The following is a 21,450-nucleotide window of genomic DNA, read 5'->3' as shown; positions in this document are numbered from 1 at the left end:
TTTGTCATTCTTCCTTACTTTCTTTTGTTCTATATTTTCATCTGGATTTTTCTTTGCTGGAGTAGACAAAACGGTTTGCCTCCTTTTTTCTATTAAACATTAAAAGTAATAATGGGAAGAATAACCTTCCCATTATTATTTTGCTTTTATTGACCTCCACCACTTGCATTTATATTTGTTTGAATTTGCTCAGCTGCTTCGTCAAGAACTGCTTTCGCTTCTTCACCCTCAGCAAGGAATTGTAAAGCATTGTTCATCGGTTCCCAAACTTGAGACATTTGAGGTGTACTTGGCATTGGTACGCCATATTCAATTTGTTCTGCAAACGCAGCATAAATTGGGTCATCAATACTTTCTAATGCTGCCGTATTTGGAGGGAGCTCTCCTGCCACATCAAAGTAATATGCCAAATTCTCCTCATTTGTCATAAACAAAGCTAAATCTTTAGCCCAATCTTTATTTTCAGAGTAATAAGATACCATCCAAGCCTTTACTCCAACTAAAGTGGAACTTGGTTCACCATTAATTGCAGGAAATGGAGCAAATCCAAGACTATCACCAATTGCCTCTTTATAACCTGGTATACTCCACGGTCCGTTAATAACTGCGCCTACTTTTCCTTCTGAGAATAATCCATCAATTACATCAATTGTTGTTGATGAAGGAATCAATCCTTTCCCAAAGAATGATTGGAATAGCTCTCCACCTTCTATAGCGCCCTTATTATTTAAACCAATATCGGAAGTATCATACTCCCCTATATCTCCACCAAAAATATAACCACCATAATTTTTGAAGAACGGATAAGCAAAGTATAAATCATCCGGTTTCATTAAGAATCCATATTTGTCCTCAGCTGCATTCGTATTCTCTTCTAAGATCGTCTTCAAGTCTTCTATCGTTTCAGGAGCTTCTGGCACAATATCAGTATTGTAAAATAACCCATATGTTTCAAATACTGCCGGGATTCCGTATATATCAGTTTCACCATCAAAGTTGTACGTTACAGCTTCCACTGCAGCATCAGCATAGGGACTTAGTTCATCATCTGTCAGATTAATCGGGTCTGCAAGACCTTGAGCCACAATATTCCCTATTTGGTCATGCGGTTGATAGAATAAATCTGGGCCATTTCCTTCTGGGCCAGCTAATGACAATTCTTGTAATTGATCCAGCATACTTTTCGCTTCCACATTAACTTTAATTCCTTCTTGCTCTTCATAATCGGCAGCTATTTTCCGAACAGCTTCTAGTTGTTCTTCTTGATCATTTGCCCAGACTGTTAACTCCTCTGGTTTTTCCGCCTGTTCTCCATTATCTTCACCTTCACTTCCACTGTTCACTTCTTCCTCCCGGTCTGGTGCACAGGCTGCCAAAAAAACAAATAGGGACAAAAACATAACGAACGATAATAACAAGTATCTTTTCTTCATCTCAATTCCTCTCCCCTTTTAAATTAATTTAGCTAGCAACGAAACATATGCCTAAATCAGATTAGTACAATAGTTTTGCGCAAACGTTTGCTCTAGCTTTGATATCATTCTATAACGAGCTATTTAATTTGGCAAGCGTTTTCATAAACTTTTCAAAAATGATAAAAGCAATACTAAATACCCATTGATAAGTCCCTTTATTTATGATATTAATTGAGTAACATCCATGAAAATACTTAAATATAAAATTTGAGGGCAATGATTTGTTATCACAGACAACCCCGGCTTTTATTCAATTAAAAGCCGGGGTTAATTATATTGCTAGGAAGGAGAGTGTAGTTAAAAAATCTCATACTATTAAGGAGTGATATGGTGAATAAAAGAAGACTTTTAATGAAATCGATTGCATTAAGTTTATTTTTATTTTTCACTTTTTCTTTTTCAACGGCTGCGCAGTCTGATGTTTCAAACAAGGTTGATTATTCTAGAGATGTTATCTATCAAATAGTAACTGATAGATTTTACGACGGAGATTCAACAAATAATCCATCTGGCAATATTTATAGCTCAGACTGCAGTAATCTTCACAAATATTGTGGAGGAGACTGGCAAGGGATTATCGATAAAATAGACGATGGTTACCTAACTGGATTAGGAATAACTGCACTTTGGATCTCACAACCTGTTGAAAACGTTTATGCACTTCATCCCAGTGGGTATACATCTTATCATGGGTATTGGGCTAGAGATTATAAGAAAACGAATCCTTATTATGGAGATTTCAATGATTTTGACCGTTTAATCGAAACGGCACATGCAAATAATATAAAAGTCATTGTAGATTTCACGCCTAATCATTCTTCCCCTGCTTTAGAGACTGATCCTTCTTATGCAGAAAATGGCGCCATATACGATAACGGAACATTATTGGGAAGCTATTCAAATGATCCATTAAATATATTTCATCATAATGGCGGGACAGACTTTTCCTCCTATGAAGACAGCATCTATAGAAACTTATACGATTTGGCAGATTATAACTTGCATAATGATACAATGGATCAATATTTAAAAGATTCTATTAAGCTATGGTTAGATAAAGGCATAGATGGAATCAGAGTGGATGCTGTTAAACATATGCCAGAGGGTTGGCAAACTTCTTTAATGAGTGAGATATATGCTTATGAACCCGTTTTTACATTTGGTGAGTGGTTTTTAGGATCGGGTGAGATTGATCCACAAAATCATCATTTTGCAAATGAGAGCGGCATGAGTCTTCTGGATTTTCAATTCGGACAATCAATTCGTGATGTATTGAAAGACGGGAGTTCTGACTGGTACGATTTCCATGAAATGATTGACAGCTCTGCTGTAGATTATAATGAAGTTATCGATCAAGTAACTTTTATAGACAATCATGACATGAGCAGGTTTTCTGAAGAAGCATCCTCGAATAGACATACAGATATCGCCCTTGCTGTATTACTTACCTCTCGAGGTGTTCCGACTATATATTATGGAACTGAACAGTATTTAACTGGAGATAGCGATCCTGATAACAGAAAACCGCTGACTAATTTTGATACATCAACAAATGCCTATCAAATTACTAGTCAACTTACATCGCTGAGACAATCCAATCCTGCACTTGGATACGGAGATACCAATGAACGTTGGATAAACTCTGATGTTTATATTTATGAAAGAAAGTTTGGAAATAATGTTGTTGTTACCGCTGTAAATCGTGGACATGAAAGTTATAATATTACCAATTTGAATACCTCTTTACCAGAGGGAGGGTATAATGATGAACTGAACACTCTATTAGACGGTAATAATATAACTGTAAGTTCAAATGGTTCAGTAGACTCGTTTAATCTCAGCCCAAGAGCCGTATCCGTTTGGCAGTACACTGAATCTTCTACTACACCACTTATAGGACATGTCGGTCCGATGGTAGGTAAAGCTGGAAATACGGTTACGATAAATGGGGAGGGATTTGGTACTGAAGAGGGAACAGTTCAATTAGGTTCATCTACTGTAGAGATTCAATCTTGGTCTGACACAGAGATAAAAATTCTTCTTCCAAACATCAATCCTGGTAAACATGATATAACCGTTTACACAGCAAATAATAATAGTAGTAATTCATATAATGATTTCGAATTACTAACTGGTAAACAAATAACGATGCGTTTTGTGGTAAATAACGCATTTACTACTCTTGGTTCGAACGTTTATATTGTTGGGAATGTAAGCGAACTAGGAAATTGGAATCCTGATGAAGCAATAGGACCAATGTTTAATCAAGTTATATATGAGTATCCTAGTTGGTATTATGATATAAGTGTTCCTGCCAATGAAAGCATAGAGTTTAAATTCATTAAAAAAGACGCTGTAGGAAACGTGGAGTGGGAGTCCGGTATTAACCATTCTGTTACAACTCCTCAAGATGGGACTGATACAGTAATTGTAGACTGGCAACAATAAATTTTATTGACAACCTAATCCGCTTACATTACATTAAAATGGAGAACAACTTAAGGGCAATGCTTTGTACAAATGACAACAACCCCGATTTCCAACACTACGGAAATCGGGGTTTTTATTTCAGAAAGGAGAAAACTAAATGCTAAAAGAAGCAATCTACCACCGCCCAAAGAATAACTTCGCATACGCTTATGACAAGGAAACATTACATATCGTACTGCAAACGAAAAAGAATGATATGGAGTCTGTCGCACTTCTGTTTGGAGACCCGTATGACTGGAAAGATGAGGTATGGCAGACGCAAACGGTTGAGATGATCAAGTCAGGATCGACCGCTTTACATGATTATTGGTTTATCGCAGTAAAACCTGAGTTCTACCGGATGCGCTATGGATTTCGCTGTACGGATTCTAGTGAAACATGCTATTACACGGAGAGTGGTATTTATTCTGATCCTCCAGCAGATATTTCCAATTACTTCTGCTTCCCATACTTGAATCAAATCGATGTCTTCCAAGCACCAGACTGGGTTAAGGACACTGTTTGGTATCAAATTTTTCCAGAACGGTTTGGAAACGGCGACCCATCATTAAATCCAGAGGGAACTTTACCATGGGGATCGGCTGCACCGACTGCTACAAACTTCTTTGGCGGTGATTTCCAAGGTGTAATCGATTCCCTGGATTATCTAGTTGATTTAGGAATTAATGGCATCTATTTCACACCGATTTTTAAAGCGTATTCTAATCATAAATATGACACGATTGATTACATGGAAATTGATCCGCAATTTGGGGATAAGGAAACTTTTCGCCGCCTTGTACGTGAATGTCATCAGCGGGGAATTCGTGTCATGCTTGATGCGGTATTTAATCATAGCGGCTATTATTTCCCTCCATTTCAAGATGTACTGGATAAACAAGAGAAATCAGCTTACACGGAGTGGTTCCATCTTCGAGAATTCCCTGTAAAACCAGAGCCAGTACCAAACTATCATGCGTTTGGCTTTGTTGGATCCATGCCGAAGCTCAATACGGAAAATCCGGAAGTGAAAGCCTATTTATTAAAAGTTGCCCGCTACTGGATTGAAGAATTTGATATTGACGGGTGGCGTTTAGATGTCGCGAATGAAGTCGATCACCAGTTTTGGAGAGATTTTCGAAAAGAAGTGAAAGCAGTGAAACCGGATGCTTATATATTAGGAGAAATCTGGCATGATTCAATGCCTTGGCTTGGAGGCGACCAATTCGATGCTGTCATGAATTATCCGTTTACAAATAGTGCAATCGATTTTCTTGCAAAAAATGAGCGATCTCCTGAAGACTTCGCGAATTCCATTACCAACGTATTGCATATGTATCCGGCAAATGTGAATGAAGTTGCCTTTAATTTGCTTGATAGCCACGACACACCGCGGATTTTGACATTAGCAGATGGCGAGTTGGATCGTGTGAAACTTCTATATCTCTTTCAGCTCTCTTTCATTGGTACACCTTGTATCTATTATGGGGATGAAATTGGGATGGAAGGCGGTCAAGATCCGGGTTGCCGCGCATGTATGATATGGGACGAAACGAAGCAGAATCATGAATTGTTTACGTATGTTAAAAATCTGATTACAATGCGAAAAACAATTCCTGCTTTTGGAAATGATGGTACATTCCAAATCGTTATGTACGATAATGAAGCAAATACATTAGTCTATCAAAAGCAAGCAGGTAACCGGCGTATCCTTTTTGTTGTAAATAATAGTACGGAGGAGCAGACGTTAGCTTTACCAGATTTTCCTGAAAAATATTGTAGTGAACTAGTTGTTGGAACTAGCATCAATTCAGCCTATTCCCAAGAGCTTATTCAACTGACAGCGTTAGATAAGATAAAAGTCTCTCCATTGGGTTTTCGCATTTTTGAGTATAAGAATTAATAGATAATTTAAAGCTAGAAAATTACGACCCTAGATGATTAAATTACCTAAGGATAGTTCTTGTTAAAATAAACCACAAGAACTGTCCTGACATCAAATTTTATCCGTCCACTTATCCTATCTGTTACTTTTTTCTATAGTAAAAACCACAGAGAGGATAACACCCCTGTGGTTTTCTCAATCGTTATAAATGATTAGTGCGTCGCTCCACCAACCGTTTTCACATCTTCTTTTCCATCAAATTCAACAATTGCTTCGATTGCAGCTGAGATCCCTTTTACTAAATCATCAAGGCTCATCGATGCTGTCTCCGGGCGATCAATCACTTGATCCGTTAAGAACGGGATATGCATGAAACCAGCCTTCGCATTTGGAAATTCTGTATGCGTCAAATAAAGTGTTTGATACATGATATGGTTACAAACGAAAGTACCTGCCGTATTGGAAATAGATGCTGGAACACCTGCATTTTTCATCGCATCCACCATCGCTTTTATCGGCAATTGGGAGAAATAAGCACTTTCTCCGTCTGGCTGAATCGGCGTATCAATTGGCTGATTCCCTTCATTATCAGGAATGCGTGCATCATCTTGGTTGATTGCTACACGCTCAGGTGTTAACCCGAAACGGCCTCCTGCCTGGCCAATGTTTAGTATATAATCCGGCTCCTCTTTCTTCATTGCGTCTTTTACAACTTCAGCACTTTTAAAGAAAACAGTCGGGATTTCCAATTTGAGGATTGTAGCCCCTTTGATTTCATCAGGCAATCTTTTCACTGCTTCAATCGCAGGGTTAGTCGTATCTCCACCGAATGGATCAAAACCTGTAACTAAAATTTTCATTTCTTTCATCTCCTATATCTCATGTTGTGTGCGTTGTTAATTAATACTAAAATGCCCAGAAATACATTAACCCGATATGGATAACGATCATTGTAACAGCAACTGGTGCTTGAACTTTTATGACGCCAAATTGATCCTTCATTTGCAGGAGTGCAACCGGGAGAGCATTGAAGTTCCCAGCCATCGGTGTTAAGAGCGTTCCGCAGAATCCGGCAGTCATGGCGAGCGCACTGGCAATAACAGGGTCACCGCCCACGGCCATGACAAACGGAACTCCAATTCCTGCTGTAATAACCGTGAATGCCGCAAATGCATTACCCATAATCATCGTAAAGATAACCATCCCCATTACGTATGCAATAACACCTGCTAACTGGCTGCCCTCGGGAACAATACCACCAATTATATCAGCAATAACGTCCCCAACACCAGAGACCGTAAAAATGACTCCAAGGGCTGCGAGTAATTGCGGCAGCATACCTGTTGTACCAACTTGCTGTACCATCCGGTCACTTTCAATAAGAATCTCTCTATTTTTAGGTTTAATAATAACAACAGCAACGATCGTCGCAATGATAGATGAAATACCAATTACCGATGCACTAGATTCAGGTATTATTGTAGCAACCACTAATGCAATTAATGCCAGTAATATGACCGGGATAAATATTTTATTATTCAAACGGTCGGATTCAGCATCAGCTTTCTTCGGATCCGGATTATAGACGTCTCCCATATTTACTTGTTTGAACAGTGTCAACACACCAAGAATGACTACTAAAATACCACTTATCAAGGAAGGGATGTATTCACCTACAGCGAATAGAACTCCGATAATCAACCAGAATAAGCCACTGCCTAAGCGGGTAGGGTTTGTTTCATCCATAAATACGCGAACTGCTGTATAAACTAGTTGAATTCCTATAAGAATAAAGAAAAATTCTAATAAATTAGCGAAAAATGTTTCCATAACCTCTACCCCCTATTCCTTTTAGATTGATTGTTTTTAAGTTTATTATCAAATCGCTGGTTATCTATAATCCCAACGATAATCATGATAATTGCAATAGGAATAGAGGCTTTTGCAATTTCAATAGCTGGTGCATGATAGCCTAGTGACTCTAGTGAACCAGAGATTAATAGGACACCACCTGCTGCAACGAACGTATTTTGACCATAGAAATTACCGTAGTTTTCCATAGCTGCGGACCTAGCTTTAATTTGTTCTTTTTCTTTCTCATCTAATTCACCAACAGTAGTTTTTGCAGCAGCCTCCGCCATTGGTTGAACTAATGGACGAACAAATTGCGGATGTCCACCTAGACGGATCGAGAACAATCCCGCCAATTCGCGGATAAATAAATAAACGCTTAAGAATTTCCCTGCTGTTAAACTTTTCACCTTTTGAATGAGTTTTACCGCTTGTTCTTTTAACCCATGCGATTCAGCTAGTCCAATCAATGGTAATGTCAGTAAGAACAGCGTAACAATCCGGTTATCAACAAATGCTTGACCTAAACTGGACAAAAATTCCGGGAATGATAAACCAGAAACAAGTGCAGTTGCAAGTGCAGCTATGATGACAATTGCTATCGTATCAAATTTCAATAAAAAGCCTACGACGATAACGACAATACCAATTAACTTTATCCATTCCAAACGATCACTTCCCTCTTAGATGTAAAAATCTTGCTGATTTAAAAAATCAAAATAATATGCTTACTATCATAGCTTATTGAAGTTTCTAGCTCAAGTGGAGATAAATAGGAAATGAAGGTCCATTTTAAGCTGTTTGCTTGAATTGATGGTAATGCAAGCGCATAACATTTCGTGAAAATTTTTTTTGAAAAAGTTACTGGAAATGTTAACTTTCGATGAGAAATGGAAAAAAGAAGAATACCGCGTCCTAAGCAAGTACGTACCGCTCCTTATACAGCGGTTCAACGATATAAAGCAAGAATTCGTAATGTTCCCTGGAGACTTTTAAGCCCTTGGAGACTTCAATGGAAGTTGCCAAGGGCTTTATTGTAAGGAAATATTATCGTATGGGGGGACAGTTATTGTGTGTTAATGTGGCGAAGTTCTTTTTCGTGTTGAATAACTTTACTTGCGGCAAATTCAGCTGTTTCCTGCGTTTCTTGAAGTTCAATCCGAATTCCACCTACTTTTTGGTTTAGGCTATCGAACTTTTGATCAATTTTATCAAAGCGTTTATCTACTTCTTGGAAACGTTGATCGACTTCATCAAAACGCTTGTCCACTTCTTGGAAGCGCTGATCGACTTCATCAAAACGCTTGTCCACTTCTTGGAAGCGCTGATCGACTTCATCAAAGCGCTTGTCCATTTTTTCATTGATCTGCTTCGAATGTTCATGTAATACATTTAAAATTTCCTTCAAAGCTACCTTTTCTTCCACTGGTTCTCCCCTCCTTGTTACTATTATAGCTTGTCTACGGAGATTTGAGAAGCCTGCATTAATAATTGAAGCGCATCTCGGGCACCGACTACTAAGAACAAAAAGCTGTCGTTCGATTTATTGAACTCCAGCTTTTTTTTCCCGTTACCGAGGCTATTGACGCTTCTTCGTTTTTTTATTATTAAGCTTTTCATTCGCTGTTAATGGCTCATTGGCAAATTCATGGTCAAAACTCTTGGAAAGTTTTTTCCGTACAGCTTGCTCATCACTGAAGCCACCATTACTTAACTTTTTCTTCGTCATCGAAACACCTCCTTATTATATATTTTAGCGTTTGAAGGGAAATTATAAGCTGATACAAAGATTCCCTCTACTTCCCATCATCGGAATTTTAAATTATAATAAGATTTAACTAATTCAACAATCATGCAGCTGGATAAAGAAAATTTTTGTACATATGTACAAATCACGTATACAAGGATGTTTACTCGCATATGAAGCAAGAGTATACCAAATTGATTAAAGGAGAATGAAATCATGCCTAACGGATCACATTGCACACGGTTAAATTTACCAATCGAAAAAGTATGGACGTTTGTAAGTTCCATTAATAACTGGGCTCCGCTTGTCCCCGGTTATATCAACCATGAACTTATTAATGACTCCGAATCCACCTGGGAGTTTCAAGGAGATTTAGGCTTCATGAAGAAAACAATCAAACTAAAAGTTGATATTACCGAGTGGAAAGAACCGAACTTTGTTACCTTCAATCTTTCCGGCCTGTCTGACAATTTCTCTGGTGGTGGCTATTTCGATGCAGAGAAAGTTGATGAAAATTCCACGAAAATGACTGGTTATTTAGATATAACTGCTCGTGGAGCGATGAGCCCGATGATTAATAAAATCTTAAAAAAGTTTGTCCCAAAAACGACCGAGAAATTGACGATTTCCGTTGCTAATAGGATGAAAGAGGTAGTTGGAGAACGGGCTTAAGGTTTTACGTTTCGAGCGGAGTGTGGATTCTCCGCTCTTTTATTGGTTAAATTCATTCATCTCGCTTACTCAAAAATTCGTTCGGTTCCTCTCCTTTTTCAGCGTTATAATTCTTAAATTGACTTTTACGGCCATTGCGATGCTCGCCACTTTGGCCACGTTCTTTAAATTGGCGATTTTTATTTTCTTCCATGAATTTAGCCTCCTTTAGAGATTTGTATTAGTTTCCCTTCTGGTAGTGGAATTATTCGAGCAGGGCGTATGAGACAATATAAAAGTGCTCTGCAATGCAAAGCACTTTCTCATTTAACTTTATAAGATTATTTATTTTGTTTGGTCGGACGAGTCATGATCAAATTTATCTTTCATTTCTCCCATTTTCTTTTTAACGTCACCTTTTGCCTTATCAAATTTCCCTTCGGCTTGTTTGGAGAGATCACCTCTTGCTTTTCCAAACCTATCCTTCGCTTCTCCTTTAGCCTTATCAATCTCGCCACTTACTTTGTTTTTGAAACCTTCACTCATGTTGCCCACTCCTTTCAGTGTACAAATTTCCCTTCTTCATCATTATTAAACATATATCTGACATTGAAGTGTGGACAACGGATATAATCTCTACACAACTACCTGCAACAAACTCTTCTTTATCTAGATGTGTTTGTTCTTGGTTTATTCATAAATCGAGATTTTATGCATAGAATGACCATAAGGCAACTTTTCTATTTCTGTCATAATCTGTAATAAACTTGTCCCTATTTTGTAAGCCAGTTTTACGTTTACCTTCCATGTAAGCGGAAACAATAATAGTACGAAGGCGCAAGCGCTCTTGCAGGTTAAAACGCGATTCGTTTCGCAACACCTGGGACTGCGATTACTCGTCCCACCGAAGAGCATTTGCACAGCAACGTACAAACTGTGCCTCCCATTACGGGGCAAATTTTTTATTGTTTCTCAATATTAAAAAGGAGGTATGTGCACCATGATGAATCAATCGGATAAGTACCTCGAGGAAACATTGCTTCAGGCGAAAAAACATGACCTTCCCCCGCATTACATTAGACAGCTCGAGTCAGAATTGAATCAACGACGTGAAAAAGAAAGAAAGCTTACGATGGACGTGTATCGGAACAATCTTCTTAACTAACATTCACTTTAAGCACCCTGGGGATTTCACGGGGTGCTTTGTCATTGCTGTCGTACGTTTTTCATCCTATTCTCCTCATACTACGAATTTATCCACTTCGATTTTCTCGCGCTACGAGGTCATGTATATATATGAGAACGTTTCACATACTAAATCTTGGAGGTGCTGTCATGTCAAAAGAAACAGACCATGCAAAGAAAAAAAGAGCTAGATCCAGCGTGAATCCACAAGGGTATTCAGAGGATGTTGCTAATCAGGAGCCTAAATCACAATTGGAACAGCGAGCAAAAAAGAAAAACACAAAAATATAAGTAGCTGAATCAGGGGTGTCCCTGGTTCAGCTACTTGTTAAATGTGAGAAATAGGTTGAAATAATTGCTTATGATGGTAAGTGCTCAAGTTTTCCAGATTCCGCCGTCAAATATTCCTGTAGGGCTTGCTGGAGAGTTCCTTTCACTTCCGTCTGTAAAGTATTGCCTGCTCCTAAAGAGGCTATTTTCTTCGCAAGTTGTGGCCTTAAGCCAGTCAGGACCGACTTGGAACCCATCATTCGTATTCCATGTAACACGGTTTGAAAGGTATGGATAATATATTCGTCTATGTCGGGGATACCAGACAAGTCGATAATCAATGTTTCTACCTCTAATCTTGCTATTTCATTTAATACTTTTTCCACTATAATTTCCATTCGGTAAGAATCGAACTCACCGATGAGCGGTAAAACAGCTACCGTAGAGCTAACCGGGATGATTGGAACTGTCAGATGTTCAACAAGTTTTCGCTGATTCAAGAACAATTCATCTTTGTATTTGGAATAACTGATGAAAAAAGTATTTAAAAATTCATCAATTCCATCGTTTATTTTCTTCTCCAACTCAAAAAAATCATCCAGCGAATTTGAAGTAGTGCCGGACGGGTTACATTCATGAAGGAGATGCCACAACGTGCGTCTTATTGCATGGACCCACTCCAATTTAAAGGATAGCGTCAAAGCGTGTTTTGCCCAGGCAATACCTTCTTTTTCTGCAAAAGCGATGAGCTCCTTCTCCTCGTCTCCCAATACATAAAGGCAGATATTCTCTGCATTTTTCAAAAGATCAATGTTTCCTTCTATTAAAATATGATTGATTTTCTCCGTAACATTCCCTGCCTCCGATAATAGCATCGACCGGAAATCTTCCCTGTTATTCTTAATAAATGACTGAACGTTGTAAGTATGTGCCAATGGATGCCCCCTTTTGTTATTTAAAACTGCTCATAAAGTGAAACTCATTCAGTGGGGGTTTCCGTACCTCCTCCACTGAATATTTGTTGAACAAAATCAAGTATTTACAGACCGTATATCCCCCACCTTGACATTTTGGTTTTCCTTTTTGTTTAGAGGTGGGGGTATGAAAGACCGTTAATACATGATAAGCTTATTCCCTCATTTTATCGTAATTAAACAAGGAAAGCGTGAAAATATTAGAGAAAAAATCAAATCTTGCCGATTGAGATAACGGGAACAGGATTGCCGTTATAAAAGGTACAACCTTTAGCACCATCATTAAAAGGAACGCTTGTCACGTCCCTTTCTTTAATTCAGATAACGCTTTATTTTCAATGGGAATGCGTACGGTCATTAAAGATATGTGGAGAATCGGGAAAAGAATTGCGGTGAAATACGCTCCAAACAGTATGGGAATAATGAATAACTCGATACCGACAATGATATAATTCGGGTGTTTTACATACTTGTAAGGCCCCCTGCTGATTAAAGAACGGTCAGGCAGGATAATGATTTTTGTATTCCAGAACGGTCCAAGCGATTGAATACACCAGACCCTTGCTGCTTGCGTTAGGAGAAAGAGCGCAAACACATAATTGTTCATTACAAAACCAAAGTTATCACGGAGCGAAACCTCAGTCAAAATCGATAAGAAGAATAACAGATGGACAATAATAAACCATTTATAATGTTCTCTCCCCCACTCTACCCCTCCTCTTTCCAACATCCATTTTTCATTTCTTTTTGCAATAATTAATTCCACAATACGCTCTAACGCTATAAATATAAAAATCCACCAAAGATAACCAGGCATCATTCACTCCACTCCATTAACAGTATTTCGGACGAGAAACCAGGCCCTAATGCAGACAAAATGCTTTTCTCTCCAGCTTTTATTCCTTCTTTCATCCATTCTTTAAGGACATACAAAACAGTGACGGACGACATATTTCCATGATCTCTTAACACATTATAGGAATGCTTTAATTTATCTTTTTCCACCTTTAATACTTCTTCCATCGCTTGCAACACTTTTACTCCTCCTGGGTGGGCAATATAAGTGTGTATTGCTTCTTTTTTCAATTGAAATTGTAGAAAGAAAAGCTCGATATGTTCTTTCCAAAAAGATTCGACAAGCGAAGGGATGCTTTTTGCAAAAATAACTTCAAGCCCACTATTCGTTACATTCCACCCCATTACCTCGGTGCTATCCTTTTTTGTACGTGAACTCGTCCCTTTCACTCGCGGGACGGCCTGTTTCTTATACTCCAAGTATGGCGAATTCTCTCCAACCAGTAGTGCCGCACCCACCCCATCCCCAAATAAGGCGGTACCAACAAGGTTACTTTTACGATGGTCTCCTTTTTGAAAAGTCACCCCGCAAAATTCGCAGCATATGATAAGTGCAGTCTTTTCAGGGTGTGCCTTGACCCAGTCATGAGCCCTTGATAAACCGATTGCTCCACCCGCGCACCCTAATCCCCAGAGCGGCATTCGTTGGACGTCTTGTCGGAAGGGCCTTTCATTAAGCAGAAAAGCATCAATCGTGGGAGTTGATAGGCCAGAACTGGATACATAAATAATTAAATCTACCGCTTCATAAGGAATGGAGTTTGTTAGAAAGTGGTCATTTTGCAAACAATCATCAATTGCTTCAAGCGAATGGCTAATTGCATTTTCTTGATAGATATTATTTTTCTCTGCAAAAGTGTGCTCTTTTTCAAACCATGTTTTAGCTACGGCAAATTGCCGATTCTCAATCTGGGCATTGTCGAACACGGGAAGTAGCCGTTTGACCTCACGATTGGTATAGCCAAATACGTTCTGGACTAATTCTTTTACTTCTTCTTGGTTGATGTTGTGTTTCGGGATACTTGTGCCAACTGAACATATGTATGACATAACTTCACCTTTTGGATTCATATTTTTTATAGTTTCCCCAGGTTGAGAGTTATGATTCATGGTTAGACGTGTAAATTCTCAAAATAAAAAGAAGCCGTATCTTGCCAGCTTCAATCTTTTATCGGTGCGTATTTTGTTCTTGGTCATACGGATTCCTTTACTCCAAAATGGATATAGAATATTTTTAACTCATATCAAACCACATTCCACCGACAAGAAAGCCAAGGCCTGTTTCCCAAAACCATAGAAATACTACCATAAAAAGAAACCAGGAAATTCTCCAAATTTTAGTAGAACCTACAAATTGAATAATGTAAAAGATGAGCCAAAATACCAATGAAGAACCAGTAATAAACCACATACCGGAACTTATTCCTCCCTCACCTATTCCTGCTCCAAATAAGGCTAAGAGATTAAACGACAGTAATAAAAGTAAAATAATAATGTTAAATATATGAAAAGCCCACTTACTCAATTAAATCACTCCCTCTATATACTTTAATTATCTCTCTAATTCGCAATTCCACAACATTTGCTATGATTCGGGGAGGAACAGCACTTTTAACTGGGGGGGAAATCGATGGATATAAGTGATGTTTTGGGCAGCACACAAGTTGTGGCACCCCCTTTTCGGAAAAGAAACTAGATACCATTACGCTAACTGAAAAGAGGAAACATATATTCTATTTAATCTATTATTCTAATAAATCTTATGCTATAATCTGTGTAACAACTACATAAGTATAGTGGTCGGCTAACCTCTTCCTATAGAAAAAAGGTGGTCTTCTTGTAAATCAGAGAATGAGATTCCTTGTCTTAAGAATAACGTATGAAAAAACTGGATGCAAGACAATTTTGTTCCATAAAAATACATAGATCTGTATGCATGTTATAGTATTTTCCCAACCGATAGACCCGAGCAATTCAAAATCCAAGCCCTTGATAAAAATGGCAACATCTTATCGGAAAGGTCTTACAGTAATTAAAAAGGGGCAGTTGTTATGAAACGTTTCTTATCTATGAACGAACCGAGAAGCGGATTAATTGTCAGCTATAACTGGATTTCTCAGAGCAGTAAAACAACATAGATTTGAGGTGGTTGCTCTCTGCTCCCCTATTTGATTTTATTTTTTAAATATTATGTTAGAATGAAAACTAACAACTAATTTTACAAGAAATGAGGTGAAAAAATGGCAACATATTACTCACTTGGAATAGTAAAAGATTTTACAGCAACGTCATTTGGAGCATTGTCCGAGAATGAATGGAAAAACTTCTTAAATGAACGGTTCGATTTAGAGCAATACAGCTTACATGTTGATGACAAGACTGTGAAAGGTACTTTGAAAGAGAATGTCTTCGAGGAGCATATTGCGGATTTTTATATGAAATTAGTTGCTATGATTGGAGACGACTATATTTTAAATTGGTATAATGCTCACCAGACGAATTTGGACAGTTATGAGCATTGGGTTACGGAATTAAGATGGAAGCAAGAAGGGATTCCTATTACGTTGACAAGTGAACTGGCATTGCTGTTTACGGAAGGAAAAGTTGGAGCTGAGGAATTTATTATAGAGCCAAAACTTATAAATTGGCTATTTAGACATGCAAACCTATCAAATAAATTAACGGGTTGTGTAATGAGCAGTATTGTTGGATAAACATAGCAACTCCCAAGCATTTTGTTTGCATAATTCCTTTAAGTAGAGAATCATCATAATATAAGAAACCGCTCCATGCTGATCACATGAAGCGGCAAAGCGTGTAATAGCCCTTCAAGGGGCGACTCTCTGGAAGTAAGAAATAACTACCCTTCAGCTTGTGCGGCTTCAGGGTGGTTATTTTCTCTTTTCCGACAATATAGCCACGAAGTCTTTAGATACGCTTCTATATTCGACTATTATTCGAACCCAGACTGAAACAAATTTATTTTGTTCCAGTCTGTTTTACTTTTTTCAATCTTTCTTCTGCAATCGCCTGTAATTTAAACTTTTGAATTTTTCCGGTTCCCGTCAGCGGCCATTCAGAGACCTCCACAAACCAAATATGTCTCGGTATTTTAAAACGGGCTACACGTTCCCTGCACAGGTTTCTGATTTCTTGTTTCGAGCAGCTCTCCCCTTCTTTTAATTCAATGAACGCTGCACCAGCTTCTGTCGTTAACTTATCCGGCACACCAACAATGTATACTTGATTGACAGCAGGATGCATTGAAATAACGTCCTCTACCTCTTTTGGAGCTACGGTTTCTCCGGATACCTTGTAGAGGTCTTTACTTCTTCCTAATAGCCGGATATAGCCATTCTTATCAATCGTTCCTAGATCACCGCTACGAACATAGCCTTCTTCATCAATAGCAAAAGCCGTTTCCTCCGGTTTTTTATAATAGCCTTTTGTTACAACGTTGCCTCGAACTGCTAACTCACCAACGGAACCGCTTGGTAAGGTTTCCCCAGAACCTGGATCAATTACCTTATATGTTACACTTTTATCTCCAAACTCCGGGTCTCCAGCTACTCCAGCTGTTTTCACCTTTCCAACAGTTGTCGATATAATTTCTAAAGGATCACCGATTTCTGTCAGCATTGTTGTAGAAACTGCTTCCGTTCCTCCACAACCTGTACCAATCTCTGTCACTGCCAGCTCTTCTACTGCACGTTTCCAAAGAGGAACTGGTGATGGAGCTGCACAACATAACAACGCATAGAGATGATTCAGTTTGGTATTTTTGATTTCCGGTCGATTCAATAAAGCTACCAGCATCGAAGGAACCGCCAGAAAATCATGCACATTGTATTTTTCCATCAATTCCAATGATTGCAGTGGCTGAAAGGCCTGACAGGTAACCATCCCTCCACCTACAAAGGAGGCTGCAAATAAACCTTCTTGTAGAAAATAAACATGATACATCGGAAGCGGTGCATAAATTCGTCTTCCCGTTTCATAAGCCCTTGTATAACAAGTAGCAAATCCGGAACGCAGCATCATATCATCCGTAAGCATCACACCTTTTGGCAAGCCGGTAGATCCTGACGTATAAATAATCGCGACACAGGAATCAGGATCATTTGTTTCCAGCATACGTTGATCAACAACCGCATTCTCTACCGCTTCTGCTCCCTTTATAAAATAATTCCAATGCTGGTAAATTGCCGGAGCCTTTTCCTTCTTCATTGGAATGCAAACTGCCTGTTTAAAAGGACTGTCCGCATCCCTCTGGAGGGTTGCTATTACGCCTTTTAATGATTCTGCATGTTCTTCTTTATTTGCAACCTGATGTAAGAAAAGCCAGTTCGTATCCGATTGGCGAAGCATATAGGTCAATTCTTCCTTTTGAAGCTGTGTATTTAACGGAACAACAATAGCTCCAATCATCGAAGAAGCAATAAATAAAGCGATGTAATCTGGATCATTTTCCATTAAGATCGCGACATGATCATCCGGCTGTACACCAAGATGAATCATAGCTTTGGCATACCGTCGTGACCTTTCCCAAATCTCTTCGTATGTCACAGTATATTCCGGCATCATAATCAGCGGATTATCCCGATAATGGTGACATTGCTCCTTGAAATGGGCTGCAATTGTCTTTTTCTCCCATTTAGGATAAGCCGATTTTAGTGCCTCTCTTCTTTGCTCTACACTTAAACGAATTTCTTGCATCTTTGTCCCTCCATTCATCCTTTCATTCATTAAGGAGCCTGCCAAATAAGAATTCCATTTTGACCGCCAAAGCCGAATGAATTACTCATCGCTGTTGTAATACGCTGCTTGCGGCTCTTATTTGGAATGATATCTAACGGTGCTTGTTCATCACGAATATTAGAATGAAGTGTTGCAGGAAGTATCCCTGTTTCTAGTGCTCTGATGCATGCAATACTCTCGATCGCTCCCGCTGCACCAAGTAAATGTCCCACACTTCCTTTAATGGAGCTGACAGGTATTTCATCTAGCCTCTCCCCGAAGATAAGTCTTAATGCCTTCGTTTCTGCAATATCTCCAGCTGGTGTTGACGTCGCATGTGCATTAATATAATCAATATCAAAAGGAGTTAATCCTGACGAACGAAGCGCTCGCTCAATTGCCAATGCAGCACTGGTTCCTTCAGGGTCCGGCGACGTATCATGATAAGCATCATTGGAAGCCCCGTAACCTTTTAGTATCGCATAAATATGTGCCCCCCTTGCCTTAGCATGTTCTAATGGTTCCAGGACAAACAAACCTGCCCCTTCTCCCATTACCATTCCCGTCCGCTCTTTATCGAAAGGACGAGACCATGTCGAAAAGTCTTCCGGCCCCTTAGTCGCTAGTGCCCCTGCATCTCCTAATCCAGACAGAAATGCATTGGACCAAAGGCTATCTACTCCTCCAGCAAGAATATAATCTACATCATCCCGGAAAAACCAGTAAGCAGATTCTCCAATTGCATTCGCTGAGGCCGCACAAGCCGTTACATATGTATTAGATGGACCGCGAAAACCATATTGTATAGAAATCGTACTTGCCGCTGCATTGGGAATCGACTTGGAAATCATACGAGGTCCAACTCGTTTTGCACGCCCTGTTGCGAGCTTTTCCGAAGCCTGCTCTAGCGACTGAATACCGCCAAATGCTGTTCCAATCGCTGTTCCAATTCGATCTCTTTCCACGCCAGCTGCAAAGGATTCTCCATCACCTTTTAACAATTCTGCATCTTTTAGCGCCTCTTCGGCTGCAATTAATGCTAACTGTGTAAAATAATCCGTGTTTCTGACAATCTTTTTAGAAAGAAAATCCGTTGCATGAAATTCTGGAACACGCGCACCAACTTTTGTCCACCTACGTAACTCCTCATCCGTCACTTCCGCTACAGCAGAACGATTGGCAATTAAATTATCCCAGAATGTCGATACACCCATTCCAAATGGAGAGGCAGCCCCCATCCCCGTTACTACAATCTCTATTTGTTTCATGATCACTGCTCCTTTGTATGAATTTTATGGTAATAAATGTTGCATACTACTATTTTTCGTGATTAACAAAATAAGCAACCATTCAAAATCTATCATTTGTTAATTAGAACGATGATTATAGGTATAAAACTAGTATACTTCAAAAAAGCGCTTACTTCATTTTCATTGCCTACCATTAGGAGAAATTAAAAGAACTCAGGAATGGCTTACACTACAACTTTTCGGCAAATAGAAACAGCTGAGGATTCAATAGTCAGATGAGTTCAAGGTTATTTTCATCTCCACTTTAACTGGAAAATTCGGCAGTAAAAAATAACTACTCTTCTGCTTGCGAGGCTTCAGGGGTAGTTATTTTCTTTCTTCTAACAATACAGCTATAATGAACTACTTTCCGGATTTAATTTGTTTAAATAACTTTAGCGTGTCTGTTATTTGTGCTTGGTCTGGTTGACTAATATCTTCTAGTGGTGCTCCCATGACAATACTTATATACTCTTGATTTTCTACTACTCCGAGGGTTGCCCAACATTGCCCCGCTTCATAGGTTGTACCTGATTTTCCACCAATAATCTCAAACCCTTCTTGCTCCTCTTTATTCAGAAAGGTAAGAACAGTTGATTCTAATAAAATTCCCTCAGGGTGATCAGGCGTTGATGTGGTTTGAAAGGTCTCCTTTGTAAAAATCGCCTTAAAATGACCGTTATCTAATGCATAATCTAAAAGTTTTGCCATATCATGCGCCGTTGTATACTGCTTTTTATTGTGAAGACCATCTGGATTCGTAAAGTGTGTGTCTTTTAACCCTAGTTGGGCAGCCTTAGCATTCATCATCTGAACAAAGTCTTTTACATTTCCCGCTACATGAATGGCTAAAGAGTTGGCGGCTTCACCACCTGAACTTAGAATCGTTCCATACAGCAGATCTCGATAAGTGACTGCCTCTCTCCCATAAAATCCTGCCATCGAAGCATTTTGATCGACCATATCTTGGTATGTTTCTACATCTATTGGAGTAATTTCAGATAAGTTATCAATATTTTCCAAGGCGACAATCGCTGTCATTATTTTGGTCAGTGAAGCAGGATATGTTTTAGAGTGTATATTTTTTTCATAAATAGTATTCCCTGTTTCTCTATCAAACAGATAAATGTATGGGCTGGTATATCCATCATTACGTAAAGGAGAAAAATATTCATAAATTTTATCCCCTACTTTAAATAATACAAATATGGTAACAACCGCAATGATTAAAATCTTTATAAATCTCGAGAGTTTTTTCATACTAGTATTCCTTTACATATTTTTCCTATCGTATACCTCAACAAAAGAGCACCTTTAATTGATACATTTATTGTATCAAAGTAGAAATAAAAGGAAAGGCTCCTCTTCCATTGATTCTCGGTAAAACAATGGTAAAGGAACCTGTCCTTCATGCTTTATTTAATATATAACAGAGACGAAATACAAGATTAGATACTAATCATCTATCAAATTATTTATATCTTCCTCAGAGTGCCTTAAACTCGCAAACCATTCTTCCACAAGTTTAACTCCATCAATCAGTTCAATATTTAATCCTTGTGCATAGTGTCTTGCATTTTCGGTAAAAGATCCGGTAGTAATAACATAGCCACCAACCGCATCCCGTTTTACCATATTCGAATGAATGAGTGCAATCGGGTCAAAAGGCAGGTCTTCTTCATAGCATTTTACTTGGCCTAGATATAATCCGGAACCAGTTGTATGTTCAAAATCCACACCTTGATCATTACTGGAAGGAGAAACCCAAATACTTCCGCCTCTACTTGTTTTCATAAGGTCCGCAACAAACGATTCAAAGGAAATAGGATTACCTTTAAGATAAATGCTAGAATAATTTACCGGTTGCTCTGCTGATTCTGTTTTGAATCGTAAATACAACCCCATAGCTAGGGTCTTCTTCAATTCCTCACTTGCTTCGATATGTCGATCAATGAGCGAGTTTATCCGTTGGTGTTTCCTTTTTGTATAACGGAAATGAAGGAATGCAGCCAGTAGGACTAAACCGATAATTAATTCTAAAACTAACATCTTGTGTCACTCC

The 21,450-nt window shown here is 38.7% G+C and carries 23 protein-coding genes; 7 read left to right on the top strand and 16 right to left on the bottom strand.

Annotated features, from left to right (window positions below; genetic code table 11):
• Positions 1-146 precede the first annotated feature (146 nt).
• Positions 147-1,433 carry a sugar ABC transporter substrate-binding protein gene (locus SPD53_RS07915; RefSeq protein WP_336252185.1) on the bottom strand — a complete coding sequence of 429 codons (1,287 nt, stop codon included), beginning with the start codon at positions 1,431-1,433 and terminating at the stop codon, positions 147-149.
• Between the two features lie 369 nt (positions 1,434-1,802).
• On the opposite strand from SPD53_RS07915, the gene SPD53_RS07910 reads away from it, so the two are divergent.
• Both SPD53_RS07910 and SPD53_RS07905 read left to right on the top strand, forming a co-directional pair.
• Positions 1,803-3,923 (top strand): alpha-amylase family glycosyl hydrolase, encoded by a 2,121-nt coding sequence (locus SPD53_RS07910; protein ID WP_336252184.1) that lies wholly within the window; start codon positions 1,803-1,805, stop codon positions 3,921-3,923.
• 139 nt (positions 3,924-4,062) lie between these two features.
• Positions 4,063-5,847 carry a glycoside hydrolase family 13 protein gene (locus tag SPD53_RS07905; protein ID WP_336252183.1) on the top strand — a complete coding sequence of 595 codons (1,785 nt, stop codon included), beginning with the start codon at positions 4,063-4,065 and terminating at the stop codon, positions 5,845-5,847.
• Positions 5,848-6,041: 194 nt separating this feature from the next.
• Here SPD53_RS07905 and pcp read toward each other — a convergent pair whose 3' ends face one another.
• The 3 genes from pcp to SPD53_RS07890 are packed head-to-tail and all read right to left on the bottom strand — an operon-like array spanning position 6,042 to position 8,348.
• Positions 6,042-6,689 carry a pyroglutamyl-peptidase I gene (pcp, locus tag SPD53_RS07900; RefSeq protein WP_336252182.1) on the bottom strand — a complete coding sequence of 216 codons (648 nt, stop codon included), beginning with the start codon at positions 6,687-6,689 and terminating at the stop codon, positions 6,042-6,044.
• 46 nt (positions 6,690-6,735) lie between these two features.
• On the bottom strand, positions 6,736-7,659 hold the full coding sequence (locus SPD53_RS07895; RefSeq protein ID WP_336252181.1) for a DUF979 domain-containing protein: 924 nt from the start codon (positions 7,657-7,659) through the stop codon (positions 6,736-6,738).
• Between the two features lie 5 nt (positions 7,660-7,664).
• Entirely contained in the window at positions 7,665-8,348 is a 684-nt protein-coding gene (locus SPD53_RS07890; protein ID WP_336252180.1) for a DUF969 domain-containing protein, read from the bottom strand.
• 184 nt (positions 8,349-8,532) lie between these two features.
• On the opposite strand from SPD53_RS07890, the gene SPD53_RS07885 reads away from it, so the two are divergent.
• The gene (locus tag SPD53_RS07885; protein WP_336252179.1) at positions 8,533-8,676 is read left to right on the top strand and encodes a hypothetical protein; all 144 of its coding nucleotides are present in this window, start codon (positions 8,533-8,535) and stop codon (positions 8,674-8,676) included.
• Positions 8,677-8,746: 70 nt separating this feature from the next.
• Here SPD53_RS07885 and SPD53_RS07880 read toward each other — a convergent pair whose 3' ends face one another.
• Complete coding sequence (locus SPD53_RS07880; RefSeq protein WP_336252178.1) at positions 8,747-9,106, bottom strand: hypothetical protein; 360 nt, start codon at positions 9,104-9,106, stop codon at positions 8,747-8,749.
• A 153-nt stretch (positions 9,107-9,259) separates the two neighbouring features.
• Positions 9,260-9,409, bottom strand: a complete 150-nt coding sequence (gene sspO / locus SPD53_RS07875) for a small acid-soluble spore protein O (protein WP_188856219.1) — start codon at positions 9,407-9,409, stop codon at positions 9,260-9,262.
• Between the two features lie 234 nt (positions 9,410-9,643).
• Here sspO and SPD53_RS07870 point away from each other — a divergent pair, with 234 nt between their 5' ends.
• The gene (locus tag SPD53_RS07870; RefSeq protein ID WP_336252177.1) at positions 9,644-10,099 is read left to right on the top strand and encodes a CoxG family protein; all 456 of its coding nucleotides are present in this window, start codon (positions 9,644-9,646) and stop codon (positions 10,097-10,099) included.
• A 52-nt stretch (positions 10,100-10,151) separates the two neighbouring features.
• Here SPD53_RS07870 and SPD53_RS07865 read toward each other — a convergent pair whose 3' ends face one another.
• On the bottom strand, positions 10,152-10,292 hold the full coding sequence (locus SPD53_RS07865; RefSeq protein WP_188859348.1) for a hypothetical protein: 141 nt from the start codon (positions 10,290-10,292) through the stop codon (positions 10,152-10,154).
• Positions 10,293-10,423: 131 nt separating this feature from the next.
• Positions 10,424-10,624 carry a CsbD family protein gene (locus tag SPD53_RS07860; protein WP_336252176.1) on the bottom strand — a complete coding sequence of 67 codons (201 nt, stop codon included), beginning with the start codon at positions 10,622-10,624 and terminating at the stop codon, positions 10,424-10,426.
• Positions 10,625-11,078: 454 nt separating this feature from the next.
• On the opposite strand from SPD53_RS07860, the gene SPD53_RS07855 reads away from it, so the two are divergent.
• Positions 11,079-11,243: a hypothetical protein gene (locus SPD53_RS07855; protein WP_188859352.1), complete on the top strand. Its 165-nt coding sequence runs from the start codon at positions 11,079-11,081 to the stop codon at positions 11,241-11,243.
• A gap of 170 nt (positions 11,244-11,413) precedes the next feature.
• Positions 11,414-11,554: a small, acid-soluble spore protein L gene (sspL, locus tag SPD53_RS07850; protein ID WP_188859354.1), complete on the top strand. Its 141-nt coding sequence runs from the start codon at positions 11,414-11,416 to the stop codon at positions 11,552-11,554.
• Between the two features lie 68 nt (positions 11,555-11,622).
• Here sspL and SPD53_RS07845 read toward each other — a convergent pair whose 3' ends face one another.
• The 4 genes from SPD53_RS07845 to SPD53_RS07830 form a co-directional block, all read right to left on the bottom strand.
• Positions 11,623-12,468, bottom strand: a complete 846-nt coding sequence (locus SPD53_RS07845) for an STAS domain-containing protein (RefSeq protein ID WP_336252175.1) — start codon at positions 12,466-12,468, stop codon at positions 11,623-11,625.
• A gap of 337 nt (positions 12,469-12,805) precedes the next feature.
• Positions 12,806-13,327, bottom strand: coding sequence for an isoprenylcysteine carboxyl methyltransferase family protein (locus tag SPD53_RS07840; RefSeq protein ID WP_336252174.1), 522 nt, complete (start codon positions 13,325-13,327; stop codon positions 12,806-12,808).
• Positions 13,324-14,412 (bottom strand): type III polyketide synthase, encoded by a 1,089-nt coding sequence (locus SPD53_RS07835; RefSeq protein WP_336252173.1) that lies wholly within the window; start codon positions 14,410-14,412, stop codon positions 13,324-13,326. Before SPD53_RS07835 ends, SPD53_RS07840 begins: the two co-directional genes overlap by 4 nt.
• Positions 14,413-14,596: 184 nt before the next feature.
• On the bottom strand, positions 14,597-14,887 hold the full coding sequence (locus SPD53_RS07830; protein WP_336252172.1) for a hypothetical protein: 291 nt from the start codon (positions 14,885-14,887) through the stop codon (positions 14,597-14,599).
• Positions 14,888-15,602: 715 nt separating this feature from the next.
• Between SPD53_RS07830 and SPD53_RS07825 the strand changes: the two genes are divergently transcribed.
• Positions 15,603-16,076: a hypothetical protein gene (locus SPD53_RS07825; RefSeq protein ID WP_336252171.1), complete on the top strand. Its 474-nt coding sequence runs from the start codon at positions 15,603-15,605 to the stop codon at positions 16,074-16,076.
• A 265-nt stretch (positions 16,077-16,341) separates the two neighbouring features.
• Here the strand turns inward: SPD53_RS07825 and SPD53_RS07820 are convergent, their stop codons facing one another.
• The 4 genes from SPD53_RS07820 to SPD53_RS07805 all read right to left on the bottom strand — a co-directional run bounded on the left by SPD53_RS07820 (position 16,342) and on the right by SPD53_RS07805 (position 21,437).
• Positions 16,342-18,078 (bottom strand): class I adenylate-forming enzyme family protein, encoded by a 1,737-nt coding sequence (locus SPD53_RS07820; RefSeq protein WP_336252170.1) that lies wholly within the window; start codon positions 18,076-18,078, stop codon positions 16,342-16,344.
• 29 nt (positions 18,079-18,107) lie between these two features.
• Positions 18,108-19,367 carry a beta-ketoacyl-[acyl-carrier-protein] synthase family protein gene (locus tag SPD53_RS07815; RefSeq protein ID WP_188859363.1) on the bottom strand — a complete coding sequence of 420 codons (1,260 nt, stop codon included), beginning with the start codon at positions 19,365-19,367 and terminating at the stop codon, positions 18,108-18,110.
• 384 nt (positions 19,368-19,751) lie between these two features.
• Complete coding sequence (locus tag SPD53_RS07810; RefSeq protein ID WP_336252169.1) at positions 19,752-20,648, bottom strand: D-alanyl-D-alanine carboxypeptidase family protein; 897 nt, start codon at positions 20,646-20,648, stop codon at positions 19,752-19,754.
• A gap of 195 nt (positions 20,649-20,843) precedes the next feature.
• Positions 20,844-21,437, bottom strand: a complete 594-nt coding sequence (locus tag SPD53_RS07805; RefSeq protein WP_156857124.1) for a restriction endonuclease — start codon at positions 21,435-21,437, stop codon at positions 20,844-20,846.
• Positions 21,438-21,450: the final 13 nt, after the last annotated feature.

Source organism: Oceanobacillus sp. MO10714A, assembly GCF_037072045.1.
In the GTDB taxonomy this organism is placed as follows: Bacteria; Bacillota; Bacilli; order Bacillales; family Amphibacillaceae; genus Oceanobacillus; species Oceanobacillus indicireducens.
This window is presented reverse-complemented; position numbering and strand designations above follow the sequence as displayed.

Coding starts and splice junctions, on each gene's coding strand:
- SPD53_RS07870 (WP_336252177.1), top strand. CDS start 9,644: ATGCCTAACGGATCACATTGCACACGGTTAAATTTACCAATCGAAAAA.
- SPD53_RS07915 (WP_336252185.1), bottom strand. CDS start 1,433: ATGAAGAAAAGATACTTGTTATTATCGTTCGTTATGTTTTTGTCCCTA.
- SPD53_RS07815 (WP_188859363.1), bottom strand. CDS start 19,367: ATGAAACAAATAGAGATTGTAGTAACGGGGATGGGGGCTGCCTCTCCA.
- SPD53_RS07895 (WP_336252181.1), bottom strand. CDS start 7,659: ATGGAAACATTTTTCGCTAATTTATTAGAATTTTTCTTTATTCTTATA.
- SPD53_RS07910 (WP_336252184.1), top strand. CDS start 1,803: ATGGTGAATAAAAGAAGACTTTTAATGAAATCGATTGCATTAAGTTTA.
- pcp (WP_336252182.1), bottom strand. CDS start 6,689: ATGAAAATTTTAGTTACAGGTTTTGATCCATTCGGTGGAGATACGACT.
- SPD53_RS07840 (WP_336252174.1), bottom strand. CDS start 13,327: ATGATGCCTGGTTATCTTTGGTGGATTTTTATATTTATAGCGTTAGAG.
- SPD53_RS07820 (WP_336252170.1), bottom strand. CDS start 18,078: ATGCAAGAAATTCGTTTAAGTGTAGAGCAAAGAAGAGAGGCACTAAAA.
- SPD53_RS07805 (WP_156857124.1), bottom strand. CDS start 21,437: ATGTTAGTTTTAGAATTAATTATCGGTTTAGTCCTACTGGCTGCATTC.
- SPD53_RS07810 (WP_336252169.1), bottom strand. CDS start 20,648: ATGAAAAAACTCTCGAGATTTATAAAGATTTTAATCATTGCGGTTGTT.
- SPD53_RS07860 (WP_336252176.1), bottom strand. CDS start 10,624: ATGAGTGAAGGTTTCAAAAACAAAGTAAGTGGCGAGATTGATAAGGCT.
- SPD53_RS07855 (WP_188859352.1), top strand. CDS start 11,079: ATGATGAATCAATCGGATAAGTACCTCGAGGAAACATTGCTTCAGGCG.
- SPD53_RS07865 (WP_188859348.1), bottom strand. CDS start 10,292: ATGGAAGAAAATAAAAATCGCCAATTTAAAGAACGTGGCCAAAGTGGC.
- sspO (WP_188856219.1), bottom strand. CDS start 9,409: ATGACGAAGAAAAAGTTAAGTAATGGTGGCTTCAGTGATGAGCAAGCT.
- SPD53_RS07835 (WP_336252173.1), bottom strand. CDS start 14,412: ATGTCATACATATGTTCAGTTGGCACAAGTATCCCGAAACACAACATC.
- SPD53_RS07825 (WP_336252171.1), top strand. CDS start 15,603: ATGGCAACATATTACTCACTTGGAATAGTAAAAGATTTTACAGCAACG.
- SPD53_RS07905 (WP_336252183.1), top strand. CDS start 4,063: ATGCTAAAAGAAGCAATCTACCACCGCCCAAAGAATAACTTCGCATAC.
- sspL (WP_188859354.1), top strand. CDS start 11,414: ATGTCAAAAGAAACAGACCATGCAAAGAAAAAAAGAGCTAGATCCAGC.